The 20,570-nt window shown below is 76.0% G+C and carries 21 protein-coding genes and 1 pseudogene; 13 read left to right on the top strand and 9 right to left on the bottom strand.

Annotated features, from left to right (window positions below; all coding sequences use genetic code 11):
- The first annotated feature begins 8 nt into the window (after nt 1-8).
- Nucleotides 9-986 carry a hypothetical protein gene (locus tag ACWD3O_RS29985; RefSeq protein ID WP_451418068.1) on the top strand — a complete coding sequence of 326 codons (978 nt, stop codon included), beginning with the start codon at nt 9-11 and terminating at the stop codon, nt 984-986.
- Nucleotides 987-1,073: 87 nt separating this feature from the next.
- Here the strand turns inward: ACWD3O_RS29985 and ACWD3O_RS29980 are convergent, their stop codons facing one another.
- Nucleotides 1,074-1,826, bottom strand: coding sequence for an alpha/beta fold hydrolase (locus ACWD3O_RS29980; RefSeq protein WP_451418067.1), 753 nt, complete (start codon nt 1,824-1,826; stop codon nt 1,074-1,076).
- Nucleotides 1,827-1,994: 168 nt separating this feature from the next.
- Between ACWD3O_RS29980 and ACWD3O_RS29975 the strand changes: the two genes are divergently transcribed.
- A complete protein-coding gene (locus tag ACWD3O_RS29975) occupies nt 1,995-2,423 on the top strand; it encodes a ribosomal maturation YjgA family protein (protein ID WP_451410058.1) in 429 nt (142 codons plus the stop codon).
- A gap of 123 nt (nt 2,424-2,546) precedes the next feature.
- On the opposite strand, the gene ACWD3O_RS29970 is transcribed toward ACWD3O_RS29975, so the two are convergent.
- Nucleotides 2,547-3,947 (bottom strand): alpha/beta hydrolase domain-containing protein, encoded by a 1,401-nt coding sequence (locus tag ACWD3O_RS29970; RefSeq protein WP_451418066.1) that lies wholly within the window; start codon nt 3,945-3,947, stop codon nt 2,547-2,549.
- A gap of 155 nt (nt 3,948-4,102) precedes the next feature.
- On the opposite strand from ACWD3O_RS29970, the pseudogene ACWD3O_RS29965 reads away from it, so the two are divergent.
- Together ACWD3O_RS29965 and ACWD3O_RS29960 are read left to right on the top strand one after the other, a co-directional pair.
- A pseudogene (locus ACWD3O_RS29965) lies at nt 4,103-4,606 on the top strand (GNAT family N-acetyltransferase); the annotation flags it as partial.
- Nucleotides 4,592-5,140, top strand: coding sequence for a tetratricopeptide repeat protein (locus ACWD3O_RS29960; protein ID WP_451418109.1), 549 nt, complete (start codon nt 4,592-4,594; stop codon nt 5,138-5,140). The pseudogene ACWD3O_RS29965 and the gene ACWD3O_RS29960, both read left to right, overlap by 15 nt.
- Nucleotides 5,141-5,166: 26 nt before the next feature.
- Here ACWD3O_RS29960 and ACWD3O_RS29955 read toward each other — a convergent pair whose 3' ends face one another.
- Nucleotides 5,167-5,388 (bottom strand): hypothetical protein, encoded by a 222-nt coding sequence (locus tag ACWD3O_RS29955; protein ID WP_451410056.1) that lies wholly within the window; start codon nt 5,386-5,388, stop codon nt 5,167-5,169.
- A gap of 115 nt (nt 5,389-5,503) precedes the next feature.
- Here ACWD3O_RS29955 and ACWD3O_RS29950 point away from each other — a divergent pair, with 115 nt between their 5' ends.
- Nucleotides 5,504-6,274 carry a TetR/AcrR family transcriptional regulator gene (locus ACWD3O_RS29950; RefSeq protein WP_451418065.1) on the top strand — a complete coding sequence of 257 codons (771 nt, stop codon included), beginning with the start codon at nt 5,504-5,506 and terminating at the stop codon, nt 6,272-6,274.
- Nucleotides 6,275-6,352: 78 nt separating this feature from the next.
- Here the strand turns inward: ACWD3O_RS29950 and ACWD3O_RS29945 are convergent, their stop codons facing one another.
- The 3 genes from ACWD3O_RS29945 to ACWD3O_RS29935 are packed head-to-tail and all read right to left on the bottom strand — an operon-like array spanning nt 6,353 to nt 9,074.
- The gene (locus ACWD3O_RS29945; RefSeq protein ID WP_451410054.1) at nt 6,353-6,727 is read right to left on the bottom strand and encodes a VOC family protein; all 375 of its coding nucleotides are present in this window, start codon (nt 6,725-6,727) and stop codon (nt 6,353-6,355) included.
- The gene (locus tag ACWD3O_RS29940; protein ID WP_451418064.1) at nt 6,721-7,920 is read right to left on the bottom strand and encodes an amidase; all 1,200 of its coding nucleotides are present in this window, start codon (nt 7,918-7,920) and stop codon (nt 6,721-6,723) included. The genes ACWD3O_RS29945 and ACWD3O_RS29940 overlap by 7 nt, the downstream gene beginning before the upstream one ends.
- Nucleotides 7,917-9,074 (bottom strand): M20 family metallopeptidase, encoded by a 1,158-nt coding sequence (locus ACWD3O_RS29935; RefSeq protein ID WP_451410052.1) that lies wholly within the window; start codon nt 9,072-9,074, stop codon nt 7,917-7,919. The genes ACWD3O_RS29940 and ACWD3O_RS29935 overlap by 4 nt, the downstream gene beginning before the upstream one ends.
- 117 nt (nt 9,075-9,191) lie before the next feature.
- Between ACWD3O_RS29935 and ACWD3O_RS29930 the strand changes: the two genes are divergently transcribed.
- Both ACWD3O_RS29930 and ACWD3O_RS29925 read left to right on the top strand, forming a co-directional pair.
- The gene (locus ACWD3O_RS29930; protein ID WP_451410051.1) at nt 9,192-9,704 is read left to right on the top strand and encodes a GNAT family N-acetyltransferase; all 513 of its coding nucleotides are present in this window, start codon (nt 9,192-9,194) and stop codon (nt 9,702-9,704) included.
- 74 nt (nt 9,705-9,778) lie between these two features.
- Nucleotides 9,779-10,744: a TauD/TfdA dioxygenase family protein gene (locus ACWD3O_RS29925; RefSeq protein ID WP_451410050.1), complete on the top strand. Its 966-nt coding sequence runs from the start codon at nt 9,779-9,781 to the stop codon at nt 10,742-10,744.
- A gap of 37 nt (nt 10,745-10,781) precedes the next feature.
- Here the strand turns inward: ACWD3O_RS29925 and ACWD3O_RS29920 are convergent, their stop codons facing one another.
- Both ACWD3O_RS29920 and ACWD3O_RS29915 read right to left on the bottom strand, forming a co-directional pair.
- On the bottom strand, nt 10,782-11,402 hold the full coding sequence (locus tag ACWD3O_RS29920; protein ID WP_451410049.1) for an L-threonylcarbamoyladenylate synthase: 621 nt from the start codon (nt 11,400-11,402) through the stop codon (nt 10,782-10,784).
- 49 nt (nt 11,403-11,451) lie between these two features.
- On the bottom strand, nt 11,452-12,804 hold the full coding sequence (locus tag ACWD3O_RS29915; protein ID WP_451418063.1) for a hypothetical protein: 1,353 nt from the start codon (nt 12,802-12,804) through the stop codon (nt 11,452-11,454).
- 408 nt (nt 12,805-13,212) lie between these two features.
- Between ACWD3O_RS29915 and ACWD3O_RS29910 the strand changes: the two genes are divergently transcribed.
- From ACWD3O_RS29910 to ACWD3O_RS29890, 5 genes are all read left to right on the top strand, one after another.
- Nucleotides 13,213-14,694 (top strand): MFS transporter, encoded by a 1,482-nt coding sequence (locus ACWD3O_RS29910; protein WP_451418062.1) that lies wholly within the window; start codon nt 13,213-13,215, stop codon nt 14,692-14,694.
- A 112-nt stretch (nt 14,695-14,806) separates the two neighbouring features.
- Entirely contained in the window at nt 14,807-15,574 is a 768-nt protein-coding gene (locus ACWD3O_RS29905; RefSeq protein WP_451410046.1) for a MerR family transcriptional regulator, read from the top strand.
- A 98-nt stretch (nt 15,575-15,672) separates the two neighbouring features.
- A complete protein-coding gene (locus ACWD3O_RS29900) occupies nt 15,673-16,689 on the top strand; it encodes an ATP-dependent DNA ligase (protein WP_451418108.1) in 1,017 nt (338 codons plus the stop codon).
- Nucleotides 16,690-16,778: 89 nt separating this feature from the next.
- Nucleotides 16,779-17,714, top strand: a complete 936-nt coding sequence (gene hemC, locus ACWD3O_RS29895) for a hydroxymethylbilane synthase (RefSeq protein ID WP_451418061.1) — start codon at nt 16,779-16,781, stop codon at nt 17,712-17,714.
- Between the two features lie 213 nt (nt 17,715-17,927).
- Nucleotides 17,928-18,749, top strand: a complete 822-nt coding sequence (locus ACWD3O_RS29890; RefSeq protein ID WP_451410044.1) for a SigB/SigF/SigG family RNA polymerase sigma factor — start codon at nt 17,928-17,930, stop codon at nt 18,747-18,749.
- A gap of 158 nt (nt 18,750-18,907) precedes the next feature.
- On the opposite strand, the gene ACWD3O_RS29885 is transcribed toward ACWD3O_RS29890, so the two are convergent.
- Nucleotides 18,908-19,327, bottom strand: a complete 420-nt coding sequence (locus ACWD3O_RS29885; RefSeq protein ID WP_451418060.1) for an ANTAR domain-containing protein — start codon at nt 19,325-19,327, stop codon at nt 18,908-18,910.
- 269 nt (nt 19,328-19,596) lie between these two features.
- Between ACWD3O_RS29885 and ACWD3O_RS29880 the strand changes: the two genes are divergently transcribed.
- Nucleotides 19,597-20,424 (top strand): VOC family protein, encoded by an 828-nt coding sequence (locus tag ACWD3O_RS29880; protein ID WP_451418059.1) that lies wholly within the window; start codon nt 19,597-19,599, stop codon nt 20,422-20,424.
- The last annotated feature ends 146 nt before the right edge of the window (nt 20,425-20,570 follow it).

The following is a 20,570-nucleotide window of genomic DNA, read 5'->3' as shown; positions in this document are numbered from 1 at the left end:
ATGCCGGCATGGATCAACGGGAAGCGCTCCTCTCGGCCGTCGACCGCCTCACCCGGACGGACGCGGGGCGCCTGCGGTGCGAGGTGGCCGGGCACCTGGCGGGCCACACGTGCCTGGTGGCGGACGGGAACGGCTTTCCGGCGCTGCGGCAGGAGCTCCGCCGGGCGCTCACCGCCCGGTTCGGGCGGTCCCGCAGTCTCGCCATGGGCGGGTACGCCGACCCGAGGGCGACCGACCGGACCGGGCTCCCGCTGCTGGCGCCGTTCGGCGAGCGCGTCGTGGAGATGCGGGCGTGGACGGACGTGGGCCGGTGGATCGGCTGCGGCGCCGCCCGCCTCGACGGCGGTGTGCGCACCGTCGTGGTCGTCGCCGAGCGGGAGGATCCGGCGGTGGACCTGTCGCAGGTGACGTCCTGGGTGGACCGGGTCGTCGCCGTCACCCGGTGGGGCGCCGGTCGTACGCGCGCGATCGACTGGCCGACGGTGGAGGACGCTCTCGGGACCCGGCTGCCCGGCGACTACCGGCGGCTGGCGGAGACCTTCGGGCACGGCGCCTTCGACGGTCTTCTCCACCTCCTCGTGCCCGGCGCGGATCACCCCGAGGGAGACCTCGTCCGCAACGCCCGGTGGCTCGGCGGACCGGCCGGGCAGGACGGCGGAAACCTGTGGAAGCCGTACGCGGTCCACCCGGCGCCCGGCGGGCTGCTGCAGTGGGGGGTCTTCGAGTCGGACGCGGAGTTCTTCTGGCTCACCGAGGACCCCGACCCCGACCGGTGGCCCGTGGTGGCCCGGGGCGACGGCCCAGGCTCGTGGCAGCGGTTCGCCTGCACGGCCGCGGAGTTCGTGTACCGCGTGCTCACCGACCCGCTGCACCCCTTCTCCACCGCCCGGCACCACGAGCTCTCCACCGCCCGGCACCACGGGGAGCACCGGTTCGAGCGCCACGACGGCCCCGGGGGGACGGACGCCGGCTCCGCGCCCGCGTGACCGGCGACGGAGCCACCGTGCGCGCCCGGTGCCACATCACCGGTCGGCGGACCATGCCCCGCCGAGGAGCACAGGCCGCCGCCGCCCTCACCACTGTGTCAGGAAACGTTCCACCGAGGTCGCGAGGGCGACGGGCGTCTCGTCCATGGCGTAGTGCCCGGCATTGGCCAGCACCTCGACCTCGCAGCGCGGGTACCACTGCCGGAAGGTGGCCTCCATGACCCCCGCGCCGAGCGCCGGGTCGTGCTCGCCGACGATCGCCTTGACCGCCACCTCGCTGCCCTTGATCTCCGTGTGGAAGTCGGTGTTCGCCCAGGCCTCGAGGTAGCCGGCCACGGCGGCGCGGGTGGAGTTGCGCACCGAGTGCTCGACCACGGCGTCCAGCCAGACACCGGTCAGCCGGCCGCCGGTGGTGAAATCGACGATGGCCCGGCGGTTGGCGGGTTCGTCGGCCGCTCCGGAGAAGAGCGCCCAGGCCTGCTCGTCGAAGGGCACCCCGCCGGCCGGCACCGGGGAGACCCCGGCCATGGCGCGCACCCGGTGCGGCGCGTCGGCCAGCACCCGCTGCATGACCGTGCCGCCCATCGAGTGGCCGAGCAGCGAGAACCGCTCCACCCCGAGCCGGTCGGCCAGCGCCAGCACGTCGGCCGACGCCTCGGCGAGCGTGTATGCGCCGGTCTCCCCGAGCCGCGACCCGTAGCCGCGGTGGTCGGGGAAGACGTAGCGGAACGCTGCGCCGTCGAGATGCCGGTGCAGCGGACGCCATGCCGCCGCCGAGCCCAACCAGCCGTGCAGGGCGATGACCGTGTGGGGGCCGTCGCCGTACTCCTCGTGTCCCACGCCGTGTGTCCTCTCCTGGGTCCCGGCCGCACGGGGCGGCCCGAAATGACCGGCTGGGCCGGTAGCTCCGCCATTGTCCGGTGCGGGTGCGCGCTTGAGAAGAGCCCGGCCGGTCCCGGAACCCGGGGGCGGGTCCGTCCGGCCCCGGCGGGCGGGCATGATGGGCCGGTGACCTCGACCGCGACGTGCCCGCCCGACGACCGCGTGACGGTCCGTCGGACACGCTCCCGCCTCCTGGCGGCCGGCGCGGCGGTGGTGGTCGTCTGCGCGGGCCTGGGGCTGCGGGCCGTGGCCGGGGGTGACGTCGCCAAGTACGGGGGCGTGGCGCTGTACACGCTGATGGTGATGACGCTGTGGCTCGTGGTGGCGCCCGCGTCGTCCGCGCCGCGGGCTGCCTCGGTGGCGCTGGCGGTGAGCTGGGCGGTGGAGTTCCTCCAGCTCACCGGTGTCCCCGCCGAGTTGGCCGGCCGCAGCGTGCTCGCCCGGCTGGTGCTGGGGTCGACGTTCCACGCGCCCGATCTGTTCTGGTACGTCGTGGGCGCCGTGGCGGGGTGGGCCGCGCTGGTCGTCGCGCGGCGGACCGCGACGCCGCCCTGAACGCTCGGCCGCGACGCCCTGAACGCTCGGCCGTGACGCGAACCGCCGGCCGCGGCGCGGATGGAAGCCCCGTGGGCCGGAGTCGAGCCTCGGCCTCCGGCCCACGGGGCGGTTCGGGAGGGGTCAGCGGCGGCCGACCCCGGAGGTGACCGCCTCACGGAGGTTGTCGTGTGCGTCGCCCGGCAGGAGGTAGCCGGCGCGGACGTTGCGGGTGTCGGTGCGGACCACGTCGGCGACGTAGCCGCCGTGGGTGGGGTACAGCTCGGCCAGCCGTTCCGCGCCGAACGGTTCGTGGCGTCCGAAGAGGAAGCAGAAGGTCTCGCCCGCGTTGTCACCGGTGTTCAGGGCGGTGGGCGCCTCCACCTGGGAGAGCCGGATGCCGCCGCGTGCCAGCCCCAGCCCGTCGCGGGCCTTGGTGCCGTCGGGGGCGAAGTCCAGCGGCGGCGCGGACGGCGGGAGCACGCCCCGCTCGGCCCACCGGGTCAGGTGGCCGTAGGCCGCGGCGATCACGTGGTGCAGCGGGACGCGGCTGAACGGGGGCCGCTCGCACCGGTAGGAGGGCGCGGCGCCGAGGTCGCGGGTGAGTACGGGCCGGCGGTACTCCTGGCCGCTCCAGCCGGAGTGGGCGCTGCCGGCCACCTCCCAGCGGCGGAAGCGGTCGTCGTCGGCCCGGCGGACGGGGGTGCGGACGTCGGTCTCGGAGAGGATCTGGAAGACCGGTTCGGTGCCCTTGCGGGTGGGCGCGGTGCCGACGACGAAGGCGAAGCCGTCGAAGACCGGCTCGGTGCGGGGCAGGACGTGGTCGTGGTAGACGGTCATCCGCATCGCGGACTGGGAGGCGCCCACGCCGAGCACGGTCCTGGCGCGCAGCGGTCCAAGCGGGTCCGTCCGGCCCGCCCGGCCCGCCCGGCCGTCCAGCGCGCGGGCGGCCTGGGCGAAGACGTCGTAGGACAGCTGGTCGGTGGTGAACCGCCCGCCGCCGGTGACGTCCAGGCCGCCGTAGCGGGCGGGGCTCCAGCCGCGGAGCTGGTCGACGCCGACGCGCTGGGCGGAGACGCCGACCCAGGCGTAGCCCTCGCGCAGGATCTGGTCCGGGTTCCACAGCGCGTCCAGGTCGTACCCGGCGGTGACGTTCTGCCACTCGGTGAGGACCGTCCCGTTGAAGTCCTTCTGCCGCGCGGGGCGGCGGACGATCATCCGGGTGCGGTAGGGCACGTCCTCGGCGAGGAGTTCGCCGGTGGTGCTGTAGGCGTCGGCCTCGCCGGAGAGCTCGAACTCCTCCTCGACGTAGCCGGCGGAGGCCAGGTCCGTGACGGTGGACATCCACGGGTAGGTGTCCTCGACGTCGGGGGCCGCGGGGTCGCCGGGCACGGTGCCGGGGATGACCCGGACGGACGGCGTCCGTGCCCCCGCGGCGGCCGCCTCCCCGTCCGCCTCCGGGGCCGCCTGGGCCGGTACCCCGGCCAGTGCGGCCGCCACCAGCGCGGCCACCAGGATGCGTGACGTTCTGCGCCGTGCGCTCATCTGCGTCTGGCTCCTCTCCGGTCCGTCCTGTGCGGGGCCGGACGCCCGCCCCGCACAGGATGGACCGGGCGGACTCCGGGTCACATCGGCGGAATCACCGGCCGTGCGCGGAAACCCCGGTGCGTCCGCCACCGTTCGTCGAGGAGAATCGCGCGGTGACGATCAGACCCGTCCGCCCGGACGAACTCCCCCTGCTGCAGGACATCGAGCGCGCCGCCGGGCGCTGGTTCGCCGAGGTCGGCATGCGGGCCGTCGCGGAGGACGAGCCGCTTCCCCTGGACCGGCTCGACCGGTACCGGACCGCCGGGCTAGCCTGGGTGGCCGTGGACGGGGCGGACGCGCCCGTCGCCTACCTGGTGGCGGATCACCTGGACGGCGCGCTGCACATCGAGCAGGTCACCGTCCACCCCGACAGCGCCCGCCGCGGGATCGGCCGGCGCCTCGTCGAGCATCTGGAGCGGTACGCGGCGGCCGAGGGTGTGGCCGCGCTGACCCTGACGACCTACGCCGAGGTGCCGTGGAACGCGCCCTACTACGCGCGCCTCGGCTTCACTCTGCTCCCCGAGGGGGACTGGGGCCCCGGGCTGCGGGAGGTCCGGCGGCAGGAGGCGGCGCACGGGCTCGACCGGTGGCCCCGGGTCGCGATGCGCAGGGCGGTGTCCGCCACGCCGGCGCCGGCCGCGGAGGCGCCGGCCGCGGAGGCGCGGGCCGCCTCCCGTCTCGCGGAGGCGGTGGGGCTGCGCGAGACGGGTGAGCCGGAGAAGGCACGGCGGCTGCTGCTCGCCCTGGCCGCCGAGTTCCCCGGTGACGCCCGGGTGGCGTACCAGACCGCCTGGGCGCACGACGTGCTGGGCCTGGAGGCGGAGGCCGTGCCCTTCTACGAGCGGGCCGTCGCCCTCCCCGGCCTGCCCGACGAGGACCGGCGCGGCGCGCTGCTGGGCCTGGGCAGCACCTACCGGGTGCTCGGGCGGTACGCCGACGCCGTGCGCACCCTGCGCCGGGGCGTCGCGGAGTTCCCGGACGACGGCGCGCTGGGCGCCTTCCTCGCCATGGCGCTGTACAACACCGGGGAGCACCACGAGTCGACGGCCCTGCTGCTCCGGCTCCTGGCCGCCACCAGCGAGGACCCCTCGGTGCGGGCCTACCGGCGGGCGATCGGCTTCTACGCGGGCGACCTCGACGCCACGGTGTAGTCGCACACCGGGTGCCCTCCCCCGGTTCAGCCGCGGCGGCCGAGCGCCTTGGCGCGGCCGTGGGCCCGGCCGGTCAGCAGGATCCCGGCCGCCGTGAGCACGACGTGGGCGGCGAGTGCCGGAGCGAAGCCGCCGGGAAGGCCGCCCATGATCCCCAGGTCCTGGTGGTCCACCAGGAGCCTGACGAGCCCTTGGCCGCCGACCACCGTCATCACCATGCCCACGACCTGCAGAAGGTCGTACTTCACCGTGCCTCCTCGTCACTCATGTCCTGTACGTTACGAACGTATCCATGAGACAGCGGACGAAAGCGGTGACGGAAGCCCTTTCGCCCCACATCCTTCCCGGGAGGAAACGCCGACCGTGCGTGACGAAAGGCCGGACGGGGGGCAGCGCCCCTGCCAGGTCTGCCGTGCTCCCGTCACGGTGACCGGGCGCGGGCGGCCCGCTCTGTACTGTTCGCGCGGCTGCCAGGCCAGGGCCTACCGGCGGCGCAGGGCGGCGGCCGCGGAACCCGCGGCGGCTCCGGCGGTGTCGCGGGCCGACGCCCGGTCCGCGAAGCGGCAGCGCGTCGCCGAGGCGGTCTGGCGGATCGCGGCGGAGCACGGACTGGACGCCGCGTCCATGCGCCGGATGGCGGACACGGCGGGGATGTCGCTGCGGATGGTGCAGTACCAGTACGTCTCCAAGCCCGCCCTGCTGGTCGACGCCCTGCGCAGGCTGCACGCGCGGAACGAGCGGCTGGCCCGGCGGCGGATCCCCTCGGGCACCGCCGACCCGCGGGACCTGCTGACCGCCGTGCTGTACGAGTTCCTGCCCGTCGACGCGGAACGCGCCTTCGCGCTGCGCGTGCTGAACGCGTACTACGCGCGCAGCCTCACCGACCCCGCCCTCGCGGCGGTCTTCCTGCCGGACGAGCACCCGCTGGAGGACCTGGTCGCCTCCCTGCTGGACGCGGCACGGGCCGCGGGCCGTACGGCGCCGGGCACGGACCCGGCCCACGAGGCCGATCTGCTGGTGGCGGGGGCCACCGGCCTGGGCATCGACGTGCTGCACGGCCGACGGCGGCTCGCCGAGGCCGAGGCGGTGCTGGCGTACCACCTGGACCGGATCCTGGGGCCGGCCGCCCCCTGACGGACCGGTCGCACCCGCCGGGCACGCTGTCCGGGGGGCGGTCGCGGCCGGCGCCGGACGGGGGTGGGGTGCGCTCGCTCAGTCGTCCCGCGACGTGTCGATGACGCAGAACCGGTTGCCGTCCGGGTCCTCGAGGACGACGAAGTCGGGGTCCTGCGGGTAGAGGTCCCAGTCGGCCCGCCGGGCGCCGAGGGCCACCAGCCGCTCCACCTCGGCGGCCTGGTCCTCGGCGTCGCCGGCGTACAGGTCGAGGTGGATCCGGGGGTGGCGGTGGACCGGGGTCCGGCTCCGCATGAGGGCCAGCTGGGGTCCGGGGGTGCCGTCCGCGGGCACCAGCACCGCCCAGTCGTCGTCGGGTTCCTCGCGCGGCACGTAGCCGAGCGCCTCGGTCCAGAAGGCGAGGGCCCTGGGCAGGTCGTCGACGCCCAGGACCAGTGATCCGATCTTCAGCATGGCGGCCATTCTTCACGCCGTGACGCCCGTTGTCCGGCGAACGCGATGGCGTCGGCGTCGGCGGCGGCGGCGACCCCCAGCAGATCCGCCTCCCGTCCGGGGCGGGCGACCAGGTGGAGCCCCACCGGGTCGCCGGCCGGCGTCGTGCCCGCGGGGAGGCTCAGGGCGGGGTGGCCGGTGATGTTGAACGCCCAGGTGAGCGCCACACTGAGGACCTCGCCGGGTCCCTGGTGGCCGTGCGGCGCATTCGGCGTGGTCGGTGTCGCCAGCAGGTCGTGCCGGGCGAACAGGTCGTCCACGGCCCGTGTGAGCGCCCGGCGGAGCGGCTCGGCGGCCTCCGGGTCGCCCCCGCGCAGCGCCGTCCAGCAGGGGGCCGGGTCGGGAAGCCGCACCTCGGCCTCCCGGACGTCGACCGCCCCCGCCCGCGCGAGCCGGTCCAGGGCCGCCCGGACCGTCGCGGCCACCGCCGGGTCGGTGTCCGTGAGGCCGAGGGTGGGCGACCACAGGGCACGCCACGGCCGGGCGGGGGGCGTCGCCCCGCCGAAGGCACCGGTGCCGGTCAGGACGTCCAGCGCGGCGGCGGCGTCCGCGGCGCAACGGGTCAGCGGGCCCGGCGTGTTCAGGCCGGCGCGGTCCCGGGCGGGCAGCCTGCCGTTGGTGGGCTTGAGGCCGATCACGGAGCACCAGGCCGCGGGGACGCGGACCGAGCCGGCGCCGTCGCTCCCGGTGGCGAGCGGCACCATGCCGCGGGCCACGGCCGCCGCCGAGCCGGCGGAGGAGCCGCCGGGGCTGCGTTCCGGGTCGTGCGGGTTGAGGGTCGGTCCGCCTGGCGTGGTGCCCCACGTCTTCCACGGGGTGCCGGGGCCGGGGGTGGCCGTGGCGCCGACGGGGACGCAGCCGGCGGCGACCAGCCGGACGGTCTGGAAGGCGGTGGGCCCTTCGGTGGCCTTCACCCCGATCGGCACCCCGGCCAGGGGCAGCGCCTCTCCGGCCCGCAGCCGCCGCTCCACCTCGGCAGCGGCCTCGGCGGCGCGGCGCGGCCAGAGTTCGGTGAAGGCGCGGGTGCGCGGCTCCTCCTGCCCGATCCGGGCGAACGCCGCGGCGACCACCTCACCGGGCCGTACCCGCCCGTCGCGCACCAGCGAGGCGACGCGCAGGGCGGACAGCTCGGGGTAGGCGTCGGCGAAGCTCATGCCGCGCCCAGGAGCCGGAGCACCGCCTGCCGGTACACGCCGTACACGCGGGGCAGTTCGGCGAGGTGGACCCGCTCGTCGGTGCCGTGCAGCCCTTCGTGGGGGAGCCCGAAGCCGGCGGTGGCGGGCACGCCCTCCCCGGCCAGCAGGTTGCCGATGTTGGACGGTCCCGCCACCTTGGCCCGCACCGCGAGCCCGGCCTCCGCGGCGGCGTCCAGCAGGGCGGCGGCAGGCTGCCGGTCCCGGGGCAGCCGGTAGGCGGGCCAGGAGGCCACCGGGGTCACCCGGGTGGGCCGCGGCCCCGGGGCGCCGGCGTCGAACTCCCCGACCAGCCGCCGCACCAGCCGTTCGGCGTCGGCGGGGCCGAAGCCGGGGGTGGTCCGCACGTCGACGTTGATCTCGCAGCGGTCCGGCACCACGGAGAAGCCCTCGCCGCCGCCGATCGCGGTCACGGTGAGCCGCGGCGGGACGGGGAAGTCGTCGCGCGGCAGCGGGGCCTCGTCCAGCGTCCGCACCAGACGCGCCGCCCGGGAGACCGCGCCCGTCACCGCGCGTCGCGCCCCCGAGTGGCCGGCGACGGCGTGCACCGTGAGCACGGCACGCCACAGCCCCCGCCCGCCGACCACGACGTCGTCGATGCCGGGGTAGCCGATCAGCACGCCCGCCGGCCGCTGCGCCCGGGGGTCGGCGAGGTAGGCCCGGGCGCCACCGAAGCGCCCGGTGTGCTCGTCCACGTCCAGCAACACGGCCAGGCCGCCGGTCAACTCGTGTGCCCGGGGGGCGAGTTCGGCGGCCAGGTGGCAGAACATGGCGGCCGCCGTCTTGGAGTCGGCCGCGCCCCGCCCGCGCAGCCACCCGTCCACGACGTCCGCGGCGGTCGGCGGGAACGACCAGGCGCGCTCGTCACCGAAGGTCGCGGTGTCCACACAGGCGTCCAGCGTCCACCAGGGTCCCGGCCGGCCGCCGGGGATCTCCACCAGCAGCCCCACCGTGGACCCGTCCGCCTCCCGCAGGCGGCGGTGGGGCAGTTCCCGGCGCGTGAGCCACCGTTCCAGGACGGCCAGCACCGGCGCGTAGTCGTCGACGCCGCCCCTGCTGGGTGTGCGCACCAGCTCCGCCGCCAGGTCGACGACCGGGCCGAAAACGTCGTCCACAGGCAAATCCCTTCGCCGTGCCGCTCGCGAGCACCGTACGCTGCCCGGGCGACATCCCGGCATCCCCGCATTCCCGCATTCCCGCATCCCGACGGCACGACGGAAGGCACGACCCCCATGACCCACCCCTGGCTGGTCCGCGCGGAGACGGAGGCGGACGCGGCGGCCGTCCGCACGGTCGACCTGGCGGCGTTCCCCACCGCCGAGGAGGCCGACCTGGTGGAGGCGCTGCGCGCCGATCCCGCGGCCTGGTTCGGCGACCTGGCCCTGGTGGCGGAGGACGGGCGGGGCGCGGTGGTCGGCCACACCGTGCTGACCCGCTGTCACATCGGCGCGGCCCCGGCGCTCGCGCTGGCGCCGGTGGCGGTGCTGCCCGGCCATCAGGACCAAGGGGTGGGCACGGCCCTGGTCCGGGCGGCGCTGGCCGCGGCGGAGCGACGCGGCGAACACCACGTGGTCGTGCTGGGGCATCCGTCGTACTACCCGCGCTTCGGCTTCGCGCGCGCCTCCCTGTACGGCATCCGGGTGGGCTTCGACGTCCCCGACGAGGCGCTGATGGCCCTCACCCTGGACCCGGACCGCCCCCTGCCCGCGGGCACCGTGCGCTACGCCGCGGCGTTCGGCGTCTGACCGGCCCGCCGTGGCACCCGCGGGACCGGAAGGCCCTCTTGCGCCTCCTTTCCGGCACGGCGGAGGCTGAGGCCATGGTGACGACACGTACGGCAGCCGCCTCGCGGGAGACGTTCGAGATCGCCCCGGTGGCCGGTCACATCGGCGCCGAGGTGGGAGGGGTGGACCTGGCGGGCGACCTGTCCGCGTCCACGGTCGCCGGGATCCGGGCGGCGCTGCTGCGGTGGAAGGTGCTGTTCTTCCGCGGGCAGGACCTCGACCACGCCGCCCATGTGGCGCTGGCCCGGCGGTTCGGCGAACCGGTGGTGCTCCCCCGGCGCGGCAGCGCCTCCCCGCCCGGCCACCCGGAGGTGGAGACCACGGCGGACCGGCTGGAGCTCGGCGACCGGTTCGGGATGGACCACGACGAGTGGCTTGACCGCCGCCGCCACAGCCTGCTGCGGGGCTGGCACTGCGACCACGGGGCGCGGGTCGACCCGCCGGCCGCGACCGTGCTGCGGGCGGAGCGGGTCCCGCCGTACGGGGGCGACACCACCTGGTCGAACCTGGCCGCCGCCTACGCCGGCCTCTCCGCGCCGGTGCGCGCCTTCGTGGACGGGCTGCGTGCCGAGCACCGCCTCGGGGTCGGCTACCAGCCCCGCCCGGGCGAGGACGCCTACGTGCGTCACCTGCTGGACCGCCAGGTGGCGAGCGTGCATCCGCTGGTGCGGGTGCACCCGGAGTCCGGCGAGCGGTCCCTGTTCGTCAACGGCTACTACCTGGAGCGGATCCAGGGACTGTCCCGGGCGGAGAGCGCCCGGGTGCTGGAGATGCTGCTGGAGCAGGCGGTACGCCCCGAGTACACGGTCCGGTTCCGCTGGGAGCCGGGCAGCGTGGCCTTCTGGGACAACCGGTCCACCGTCCATCTGGCCCCCTCCGACCACACCCTCTCCGGCGCCCCGCGGATCATGCACCGGGTGATGCTGGCCGGCGACGTGCCGGTGGGCGTGGACGGCCGCCCGTCCGAGGCGCTCACCGGGAGCGCCCCGGGGGTGTGGTGACCGGGCCGCCGGAGGTTGCCTCCGGCGGCCCCGGCGGCTACTCGAACGGCGTCGGGTCGCCCGCGCCCCGGCGGACGATCTCGGGGTACCCCTCGGAGAAGTCGACCACGGTGGTCGGGGTGGTGCCGCACTCGCCGGAGTCCAGCACCGCGTCGACCACGTGGTCGAGCCGTTCCTTGACCTCCCAGCCGATGGTCATGGGCTCCTCGTCGCCCGGCAGGAGCAGCGTGCTGGAGAGCAGGGGCTCGCCGAGTTCCTCCAGCAGCGCCCGCACCACCGGGTGCTCGGGGATGCGCACGCCCACGGTCCGCTTCTTGGGGTGGGCCAGCTTCCGGGGCACCTCACGGGTGGCGGGGAGGATGAACGTGTACTGGCCCGGCGTCGCGGCCTTCACCGACCGGAACACGTCGTTGTCGATCTGCGTGTACTGGCCGAGCTGGGCGAAGTCGCGGCAGACGAGGGTGAAGTGGTGCCGGTCGTCGAGCTGCCGGATCGCGCGGATCCGGTCGACGCCGTCCTTGCTGCCCGGCCGGCACCCCAGCGCGAAGCAGGAGTCGGTGGGATAGACGATCAGCGCGTCCTCCCGGAGGCTCTGCGCCACCTGGGCGATGGTGCGCGGCTGGGGGTTGTCGGGGTGAACGTCGAAGTACTTGGCCATTCGACGAGCTTAGGGCCGGTCCCCCGGGGAGGGGGACCGGCCCTGCCGTCTACGGGCGTTCGCGGCGCGCCTTCTGGGCGTCCTTCATCCGTTCCAGCGACCGGGCGAACGGGCGGAGCGAGAAGCCGCCGGTGCCCTGCTGCGCCTGCCGCCGCGCCGCGTCGTCGCCGTCCGCCGGGGCGTCCGCGCGCGGTGCGGGCAGCGCCGGGGGGCCGGCCGAGGCGCGCAGGGCGGCGAGGGCCTCGTGGGCCTGTTCCGCCGCCTCCCGGTAGAGGTCCCGGGAGCGGGTCATCGCGTCCAGCGCCTCCCGGTACATGACGACGAGCTGCTCGGCGTGGACGAGGCGCTCCTGGAGGGTGACCAGGTGCCACTGCTCCCGCATCACCCGGACGCCCTCGGCGGCGCCCTCGGGAAGCGTCGCGGGCAGCGCCACGAAGCGGTGCAGCGCGTCGATCAGCGCGGTGGGCTCGGAGCCGTCCAGGAAGACGGTTCGCACCGTGTGGTCCGCGCGGTCGTAGCCGGGGCGGACCGGGTCGCCCGGCAGGATCACCGCGCCGCCGCGCGGCACCTCGATGCCGTGGTCCTTCAGCGCCCAGTTGACCGCGCGGTACTGCTCCGGGGCGGCCCGGTGCTCGATCACCCGGTGCCGCAGTCCGGCCGGGAGCCGCCGCACCAGGGGGCGCAGGCCGCGGGCGTCGGGGGTCATCGCCTCGTGCACGACCACGTGGACGTTCCAGCCGTCGCGCGCGCAGTCCTTGAGCAGTCTGCGCAGTTCCTTGTCGTCGTCGGGCAGCCGGTTGATCTCCAGCGTCCTGAGGTCCGCGCCGCGCAGGCCCCCCACATGGACGCAGTCCCAGGCGTCGGCGTCCTCCCGCGGCCAGAACATGTCGGCGGGCGAGGGCCACCGCGGATCCCACACGCTCTCCGCCTCGGCGACCAGCAGCCACTCGCGGCCCTCGGGGGCGCGGCCGAGGGCGTGCGCCAGTCCGGCCGGGGCGAGGGTGAGACCGGGCGCGGCGCCGGGCAGGAAGCCGCCCTCCGGTCCCACGGTGAGCCGGGCGCGGACGGTCACTCCGCCGGGCGCGCGCCAGCGCGCCTCGAACGACCGGACGCCGTGGTCCGCCGGTCCGGGCGTCGCGGCGTCGGCGGCCGGGCCGCCGGACGGGGTCCGCTCCCCCGCCGCGGGGGGCGCGGGCGACGACGGGTGGGTCAGGTACGGGATCTCCGCTGGGTCCAGCTCCAGGTGGGCGTCGACGACGGCCGCGTCCTGCATGCGGCGCAGGTACCTGCGCACGGCTTCGTCGGCGAGCGGCCGGGTGCACCGGCCGCGGGCGTACCAGACGGCCGTCGGGGCCGGGCCGCCGTTCGAGGGCGCTGGGTGGGCGGTGGGGGAGTCGCTCATGGGAGGGGTGCGCGAGGACCTTCCGTGCTGTGCTGCGGTGCGGGGGTGCATCAGTATCGTCCCCCTCCTGCCGCCGGACCCTTCATCCGGGTCCCTGACCACCCTTGTGAGAAACGCCACCTGCCGGTGGATCGCCGTGACCCACGGGCGAGTTGACCCGAAAGGGGGCCGCCTGGACACCCGTGCGGAAAGCACTGCGGGGTCCGCCGGGCCATCATTACCCGTCGCCGTCCGCCACAGGGCGGTCTCCCCTGCCCCGTCCTCAAGGCGTTCCCTCCCGTGCTCACCTCTCCCCCGGCCGGCCGGCCCTCTCCGGCCGCCCGCCCGCGCGCCCTCCGCCCCGCCCGCCCGCGGGTCCGCCGTTCCGAAGGCGGCCGCGGTCCCTGGCGGTCGCTGCGCCACCGGTCCATGCGCTGGTGGTCCCTGGCCAACCTGGTCTCCAACGTCGGCACCTGGATGCAGCTCACCGCGCAGAACCTGCTGGTGCTGCAGATCACCGGCTCGGCGGCGCTGACCGGCCTGTCGGTCTCCCTCCAGGCGGCTCCGGGCCTGCTGCTGGGCCTGGCCGGGGGCGCGGCGGTCGACGCCTGGCCGCGCAAGCTCACCGCCGCGGTCAGCCAGGCGCTGCTCGGCGTGGTCGCGGTCGTCACCGCCGTGCTGATCGCCCTCGGCCAGCTGAACGTGGGCGTGCTGATGGCGCTGGCGGTGGTCACCGGGCTGATCGCCACGGTCGACGCGCCCGCCTGCGCCCTCCTCGGCAACGACCTGGTGCCGCCGCGCGACGTCCCCTCGGCCATCGCGGTGGGCTCGCTGGTGCACAGCGTCGGGCGGCTCGGCGGGGCCGCGGCGGCGGGCGTGCTGGTCAGCTGGTGGGGCGCGGGGGCGGCGTACGCGGCCAACGGGCTCTCCTTCCTGTTCGTCGCCGCGGTGATCCCGTTCCTGCGCCCCGCGGCGGGGGCGGTGACGGTCGAACCGGTCGCCGCTCCGGCGGCCCGGGCGGGGAAGCCCGCGCTCCCGGCTACCGCCCGGCGGCGCGGCACCGGGGCGCGCGACGGCCTGGTCTTCTTCCTGCGGCGCCCCCGCCTGGTCGCGCTGGCCGGCATCACCGCGCTGAGCAGCGTCTTCGGCCGCAACTACACGCTGACCCTGGCGGTCCTGGTGACCGGACCGCTGGCCGGCGGGGCGGCCGAGTTCGGCGCGGTCTCCACGGTGCTGGCGGTTGGCGGCGTGGTCGGCGCGGTGCTGGCCGGGCGGCTGACGGCGCCGACGGTCCGGCTGGTCGGCACGATGGCGGCGGCGGGCGGGGTGCTGCAGGTCGCGGCGGGCCTGTCGCCGAGCGTGCTGGTCCTGCTGGTGCTGCTGGTGCCGATGGCGATCGTGGAGTCGGTCTCCGACACGGCAGGGACGACGGTGCTGCAGACGGATCCGCCGCCGCGGATGCGGGGGCGGGTGCTGGGCGTGTGGCGCAGCGTGAGCACGGGCTGGGGTCTCGCGGGGCCTCCGCTGCTGGGCCTGCTCATGGAGTGGGCGGGGGTGCGCGGCGCCCTCGTCGTCGGCGGGGTCGTCATCGCCGGCGCGGTCCTCGCGGGCGCGTTCCTCCACACCCGCCGCAGCACACCCGTCCCGCCCTTTCCCACTTCGACGCCCGCCGCCACCCACGCGCCCGCCGCCACTCCGACGCCCGCCGCCACTTCGACGCCCGCGTCCACTCCGACGCCCGCGTCCACACCGGCGCCCGCGTCCACACCGGCATCCACGTCCACTCCGGCGCCCGCTTCCGCACCGGCGCCCGCGTCCGCGTCGTCGGCACCCGCGTCCACGCCCGCACCGCTCCCGCTGTTCCCGTCCCCCCGCGCCGCCCCGCACGACTCCCTGACCCGCGTCCCCTGACCTCCGCGGAACGGGAGGCCGAGCGGGCTTGCCGGTGACGTAACGGCAGCGCCTAGCGTGACGCACGCCGCCACCCGCGGCACACCACCGGCGAGGAAGGACGAGGCGCACCATGCCCGAGGAATGGTCGATCGCCCGGCTGGCGAAGGCCTCCGGCGTGACCGTACGGACCCTGCGGCACTACGACGCCATCGGCCTCCTGCCCGCCGACCACCAGGGCCCGGGCGGCATCCGGCACTACACCGCGGCCTCGGCCCTCCGCCTGCAGCGGATCCTTCTGCTCCGTGAGCTCGGGCTCGGCCTGGCCGAGATCGCCGCGGTCGTCGACGAGGAGAAGGACGCCGCGGAGGCGCTCCGGTCCCATCTGACCGGGCTGCTCGCCGAGCGCCGGCGGATGGACCGGCTGGTGGAGACGGTGGCGGCGACCATCGCACATCTGGAAGGGGAAAGAGACATGGCACTCGAGGACCTGTTCGACGGGATCGATCCGGCACGTCAGGCGGTGCACGAGGCCGAGCTGGTGGACCGGTTCGGCGAGGAGGCCCGGCACCACATCGAGGAGAGCCGCCGCCGCACCGCCGGATGGGACCGCGCCCGGGCCGTCCAGGCCGTCGCCGAGTACGAGGCGGTGGAGGACGCCGCGGTCGGGCTGATCGAGGCGGGCGTCGCTCCCGACGACCCGCGCGCCGTCGAGCTCATGGACCGGCAGTACCGCGCGGTGGCCGCGTTCTGGACCCCGAACCGGGAGTCCTTCACCGGGCTGGGCCGGATGTACGCCGACTCGCCGGAGTTCCGGGCCCGCTACGACGCCAAGCACCCGGAGCTCGCGGACTTCCTGTCCGCCGCCATGGCCGCCTACGCGCGGCAGCGGCTCGGCTGACGGACGCGGGAGGGCGTGGGTGTGGGCCGGTCGGGGGAAGCGGCCCGCGCCCCCGCGTGGCGGCCCGCGCCGCGGTGGAGAACTCTGCCGTGACGCTCGTGACGCTGCCACGGATCTCCCCCATGCTCGCGACCCCCGGCCGTCTGCCCCCGGCGGCTCAGGACGACCGGTGGGCCTACGAGACCAAGCAGGACGGCCAGCGCGCCGTGGTCTACCTCGCCGGCGACGGCTCCCTGACCCTCAGGGCCCGCTCCGGCGAGGACATCACGGCCGCCTACCCCGAGCTGGCCCCGCTGGGCGCCGCCCTGGGCACGTCCGCGGCCGTGCTGGACGGAGAGATCCTGGTCCTCGACGACCGGGGCCGCGCCGACTTCCAGCTGCTCCAGTCCCGGATGGGCCTGGCCCACTCCCCCGCCGTGGCGGCCCGCCGCGCCGCGACGGCCCCCGCCCACCTGGTGCTGTTCGACGTGATGCACCGCGACGACCGGTCCCTGCTCCGGCTGCCCTACGCGCGGCGTCGCCGGGAGCTGGAGGCGCTGGGCCTGTCCGGGCCGTTCTGGTCCACGCCCTCGGCGGTCGTCGGGCACGGGGAACAGGCGCTGGCCCTCACCCGGGAGCACGGCCTCGAGGGCCTGGTCTGCAAGCGGCTGGACTCGGTCTACGAGCCCGGCGTGCGCTCCCGCGCCTGGATCAAGATCCGGCACATGACCGGGGTCGACGTGGTGGTGGGGGGCTGGCTGCCCGGCAGGGGGCGGCTGTCCGGACTGCCCGGCGCGGTGCTGATGGGCCAGCGCGACGAGGAGGGGCTGCTGCGCTACGTGGGCAGCGTCGGCACCGGGTGGAGCGAGGCGGAGCGGGAGGACCTGGCCCGGCTGCTGGCCGCCGCGGCGACGGACGTCTGCCCGTTCACGCCGGCCCCGAAGGCGGCCGGGGCGCGGTGGGTGGTGCCGAGGCTGGTCGGCGAGGTCCGCCACAGCACCCGGACCCGCGCGGGCATGCTGCGTCAGCCCTCCTGGGTCCGGCTGCGGCCAGACCTGGCCCCGGAGGAGTCCTCGGCCCGTCTCCCGGCCGGTCCGGTGCCCCCTTCCGGCGCGCCGGGCCCGCACGGCGCATAGGCGCGCGGCGGGCGCCACGGACCGCACGCGGCCCGGGAATTGCCCGTCGCTTCGGCGCCACAACCCCCTCGGGCCGCTATCGTGGCGGCATGTCGGCTCCCGAGATCGTCCGCATCGTCTCCCGCGACTCCCCGATGGCGCTCGCCCAGGTGGAACGCGTCCGCGCCGAACTGGCGGAGCACCACCCCCGCACGCGCACCGAGGTCGTCCCGGTGAGGACGACCGGTGACAAGTGGATGGGCGACCTGTCGCAGGTCGAGGGCAAGGGGGCGTTCACCAAGGAGGTGGACGCCGCGCTGCTGGCCGGCGAGGCGGACCTGGCCGTGCACTGCGTGAAGGACATCCCGGCCGACCGCCCGCTGCCCGCCGGCACGGTCTTCGCCGCCTTCCTGCGGCGCGACGACGTCCGCGACGCCCTGATCCACCCCGGCGGACTCACCCTGGACGAGCTTCCCCCCGGCACCCGCGTCGGCACCTCCTCGGTGCGCCGGGTGGCCCAGCTCGCCGCCTCGCACCCGCACCTGACCTGCGTGCCGATGCGCGGGAACGCCAACCGGCGGCTGGAGAAGCTGGCGGCCGGCGAGGCCGACGCGCTGCTGCTGGCGCTGGCGGGCCTGGAGCGGATCGGCCGGACCGACACGGTCACCGAGGTGCTCTCCACCGAGACGATGATGCCGCCGATCGGCGCGGGCATCCTCGCCCTCCAGTGCCGGGAGGAGGACACCGCGCTGATCGAGGCCGTCAGCGCGCTCGGCGACCCGGACACCCACCGCGAGGCCGCCGCGGAGCGGATGTTCCTCCACGTGCTCCAGGGCCACTGCAACAGCCCGATCGCCGGTGTCGCCCGGGTCGACCGCACCGGCGAGCTCTCGCTGCGCGCCTGCGTCTTCACCCCGGACGGCAAGACCAGGCTGAACGCGCACGAGTGGGCGGGACCGCTCGACCCGGCCACGCTCGGCACCTCGGTCGCCGTCACCCTGCTCCGCCAGGGGGCCCGCGACCTCATCGACTCGATCGAGCACTGACCGGCGGCGCCCCGGCCACCCCGAAACACTTTTGCCACTCTTCGCCCGATTTGTTTCGGTTCCTCCATCGGAGGGAATTCCTCCACCAGTGCTTCGGACAGGAGGCACGTCCGCGGGTACGGGTCCGCCACGACCCCCGGCGTTCCGGACCTGTCCGTGTGCGCGCCCCTCCCGCGGTGACCGCCCTGCCGGCCCCTGCCGAGGGAGGTGCCCATGCCGGCAACCAGCACCACCCGCACCCGGACCACCCGGTCCCGCGGCCATCCGCACGACGACGCCCCGGACACCGCGGCGGACTTCGCGCGCCTGGCCTCCCTCTCCGAGGGACCCGAACGCCAGGCCCTGCGCGACGACCTGGTCCGCGCCTGGCTCCCCATGGCCGAACGCATCGCCGTCAACTTCCGCGGCCGCGGCGAGGCCCTCGAGGACCTCTACCAGGTGGCGGCCCTCGGCCTCGTGAAGGCCGTCGACCACTACGACCCGGCCCGCGGCTGCGCCTTCGAGTCGTACGCGGTCCCGACGGTCACCGGTGAGATCAAACGCCATTTCCGCGACCACCTGTGGACCCTGCACGTGCCCCGGCGGGTCCAGGACCTGCGCAACCGGGTCCGGCGGGCCGCCAAGGAGCTCTCCCAGACCACCCAGGGCCGCGCGCCCACCGTCGGTGAGATCGCCGCGTACACCGGGCTCACCGAGGACGAGGTGAAGACGGGCATGGAGGCCCTGGAGTGCTTCCACGCCCTGTCCCTGGAGGCGGAGCTGCCCGGCACCGAGGGCTACGCGCTGGAGGACGCGCTCGGGACCGTGGAGACCGGTTACGACCTGGTGGTCGACCGGGTGGCGGTGCGTCCCTGTCTGGAGGCGCTCTCCGAGCGCGACCGGGTCATCCTCTACCTGCGGTTCTTCCGCGGGATGACGCAGAGCCGGATAGCGCAGCAGCTCGGCATCTCGCAGATGCACGTGTCACGGCTGCTCAGCGGCTGCTTCGACCGGCTGCGGGCGGAACTGGACGCGTCCGGGGAGGAGGGCTGGTGACCACCGCCCACCCGGTGGCGGCCGACCCGGCCGCCACCCCGGCCGTTCCCGGGGCGCCCCCGTGGACGGCGCCGACAACGGCAGTCGCCCGGCCTGGCGGCCGGGCGGCTGGGACGGGCTCACTGCCGAACCGTCCCGGGAGCCGTTCGAAAGCGAGCTCAGGAACCGGAGTGACCGGGCCCGGCGCCGTTGAAACGCGGGCGGGCGGCGGCGGGGCGGCCGACCGGGCCGCGGCGTTCCAGGGCCTGCTGCAGGGCCGTGCGGATCTCCTCGGGAAGGTCGCCGGTCCGCGCCCAGAGCAGGACCGTCTCGGCGACCAGGCGCAGCTTGGTGTTGGTGTGCTGGGAGACCTCCTTGAGGACGGCCCAGCCCTGGTCGGGCGTCACCCGTGCGAGTGCCACCAGGCTGCCGATCGCCTGGTCGACCACCGCGTGGGAGGTGACCGCCTCTTTGAGCTGCGCGACCTCGGCCTGCAGGGCGAAGACGCGGTCGGCCTCCGCGCCGGCGACGGTTCCCGGCGGCGGTGCCACGGGCGTCGCGTTCTTCCCGCTGTCACCCGGACGGCCCTCCGTGTGCATGGCGACCTCCGGCGTCCGTCGTAGGCTCCCTGGGCTCCCGTAGGCTCCTGGGGCTCACCTACATCGTCGCCATTCGTCCGGCCGCCTGCCACCGGGGGAACCGGGCGGCGCCGGGCCACCGTTTCGGCCGAGCGCCCCGGGTACTCGACAGGCACCGGGGCCGGGCGCGGCCGGACACCGGTGTCCGGCCGGTGTGCGCCGGGCCCACCTCGGGCGCCTCTTCCACTTCGGGCCCCTCCCCCTCCAGGACGTGGACTGCCATGACTGCCATGAACGACGACAGCACGCCCCCGGGCACCCGCACCGGCGGGGCGCGCACCACCCAGGCCGTCTCGGGCGCCCCCGGCTGGGTGAGCCTGACCAGCAACGACCTCGAGCTCACCCAGGCGTTCTACACGGCCGTCCTGGGCTGGGGCTGGCGCACGATCAAGCTCGGGGACCCGTTCCGGGTGGCCGAGGTGGACGGCGTGCCGGTGGCGGGCGTGGCGGCGGTCGCCGGGCAGTGGCGGATGGCGGTGAGCTGGACGGCGTACTTCGCGGTGGAGAGCGCCGACGAGACGGCCTCCCGGATCCAGGAGCGGGGCGGCACCCTCGCGGTCGGGCCGCTCTCCCTGCCGATCGGCCGCACCGCCCTGCTCGCCGACCGGGACGGCGCCACCTTCGGCATCTGGGAGGGCAGGCTCTCCAGCACCTGGGAGACCTGGCGCAAGGCCGCCCCGGTCGTCATCCGCCTGCGCACCCGGGACGCCTTCGACGCCGCGATCTTCTACGGGGAGGTCCTCGACTGGGCCTCCGGCCGGCCCGGGAGCTGCGAGGTCCGCTACGACGGCGCGGAGGTCGTCGTGATGAGCCACGGCGAGGAAGTGGCGCGGATCGAGTCCGGTGCGCTGGGCGCGGCCCCCGACCCCACGATCCGGCCGCACTGGCAGGTCCAGTTCGCGGTCCAGGACGTCCCCGCCTGTGTCCGCGCCACCGAGGCGCACGGCGGCTCGGTGCTGCGTTCGAGCGACCGGGAGGCGGTGCTGCGCGACCCGGAGGGCGCCCTGTTCACGGTCTTCCACCGGCCGACCGGCCCGCTGGGCGGCCGCGGCGGCTGAGCCCCTCTCCGGCCGGTGACGCGTACGAGGAGGCGGGGGGGGGGGGGGCGGGCCGGGGGGGGGGGGGGGCCCCCCCCCGCCCCCGGGGGGCGGGTGGGGGGGGGCGGGGGGGGGGGGGGGGGGCCCCCCCCCGCCCGGCGGCGCGC

The organism is Streptomyces sp. NPDC002640, assembly GCF_053592575.1.
Note: the sequence above shows the minus strand (reverse complement) of the source record. Positions and strands in the feature narration are given on the sequence as shown.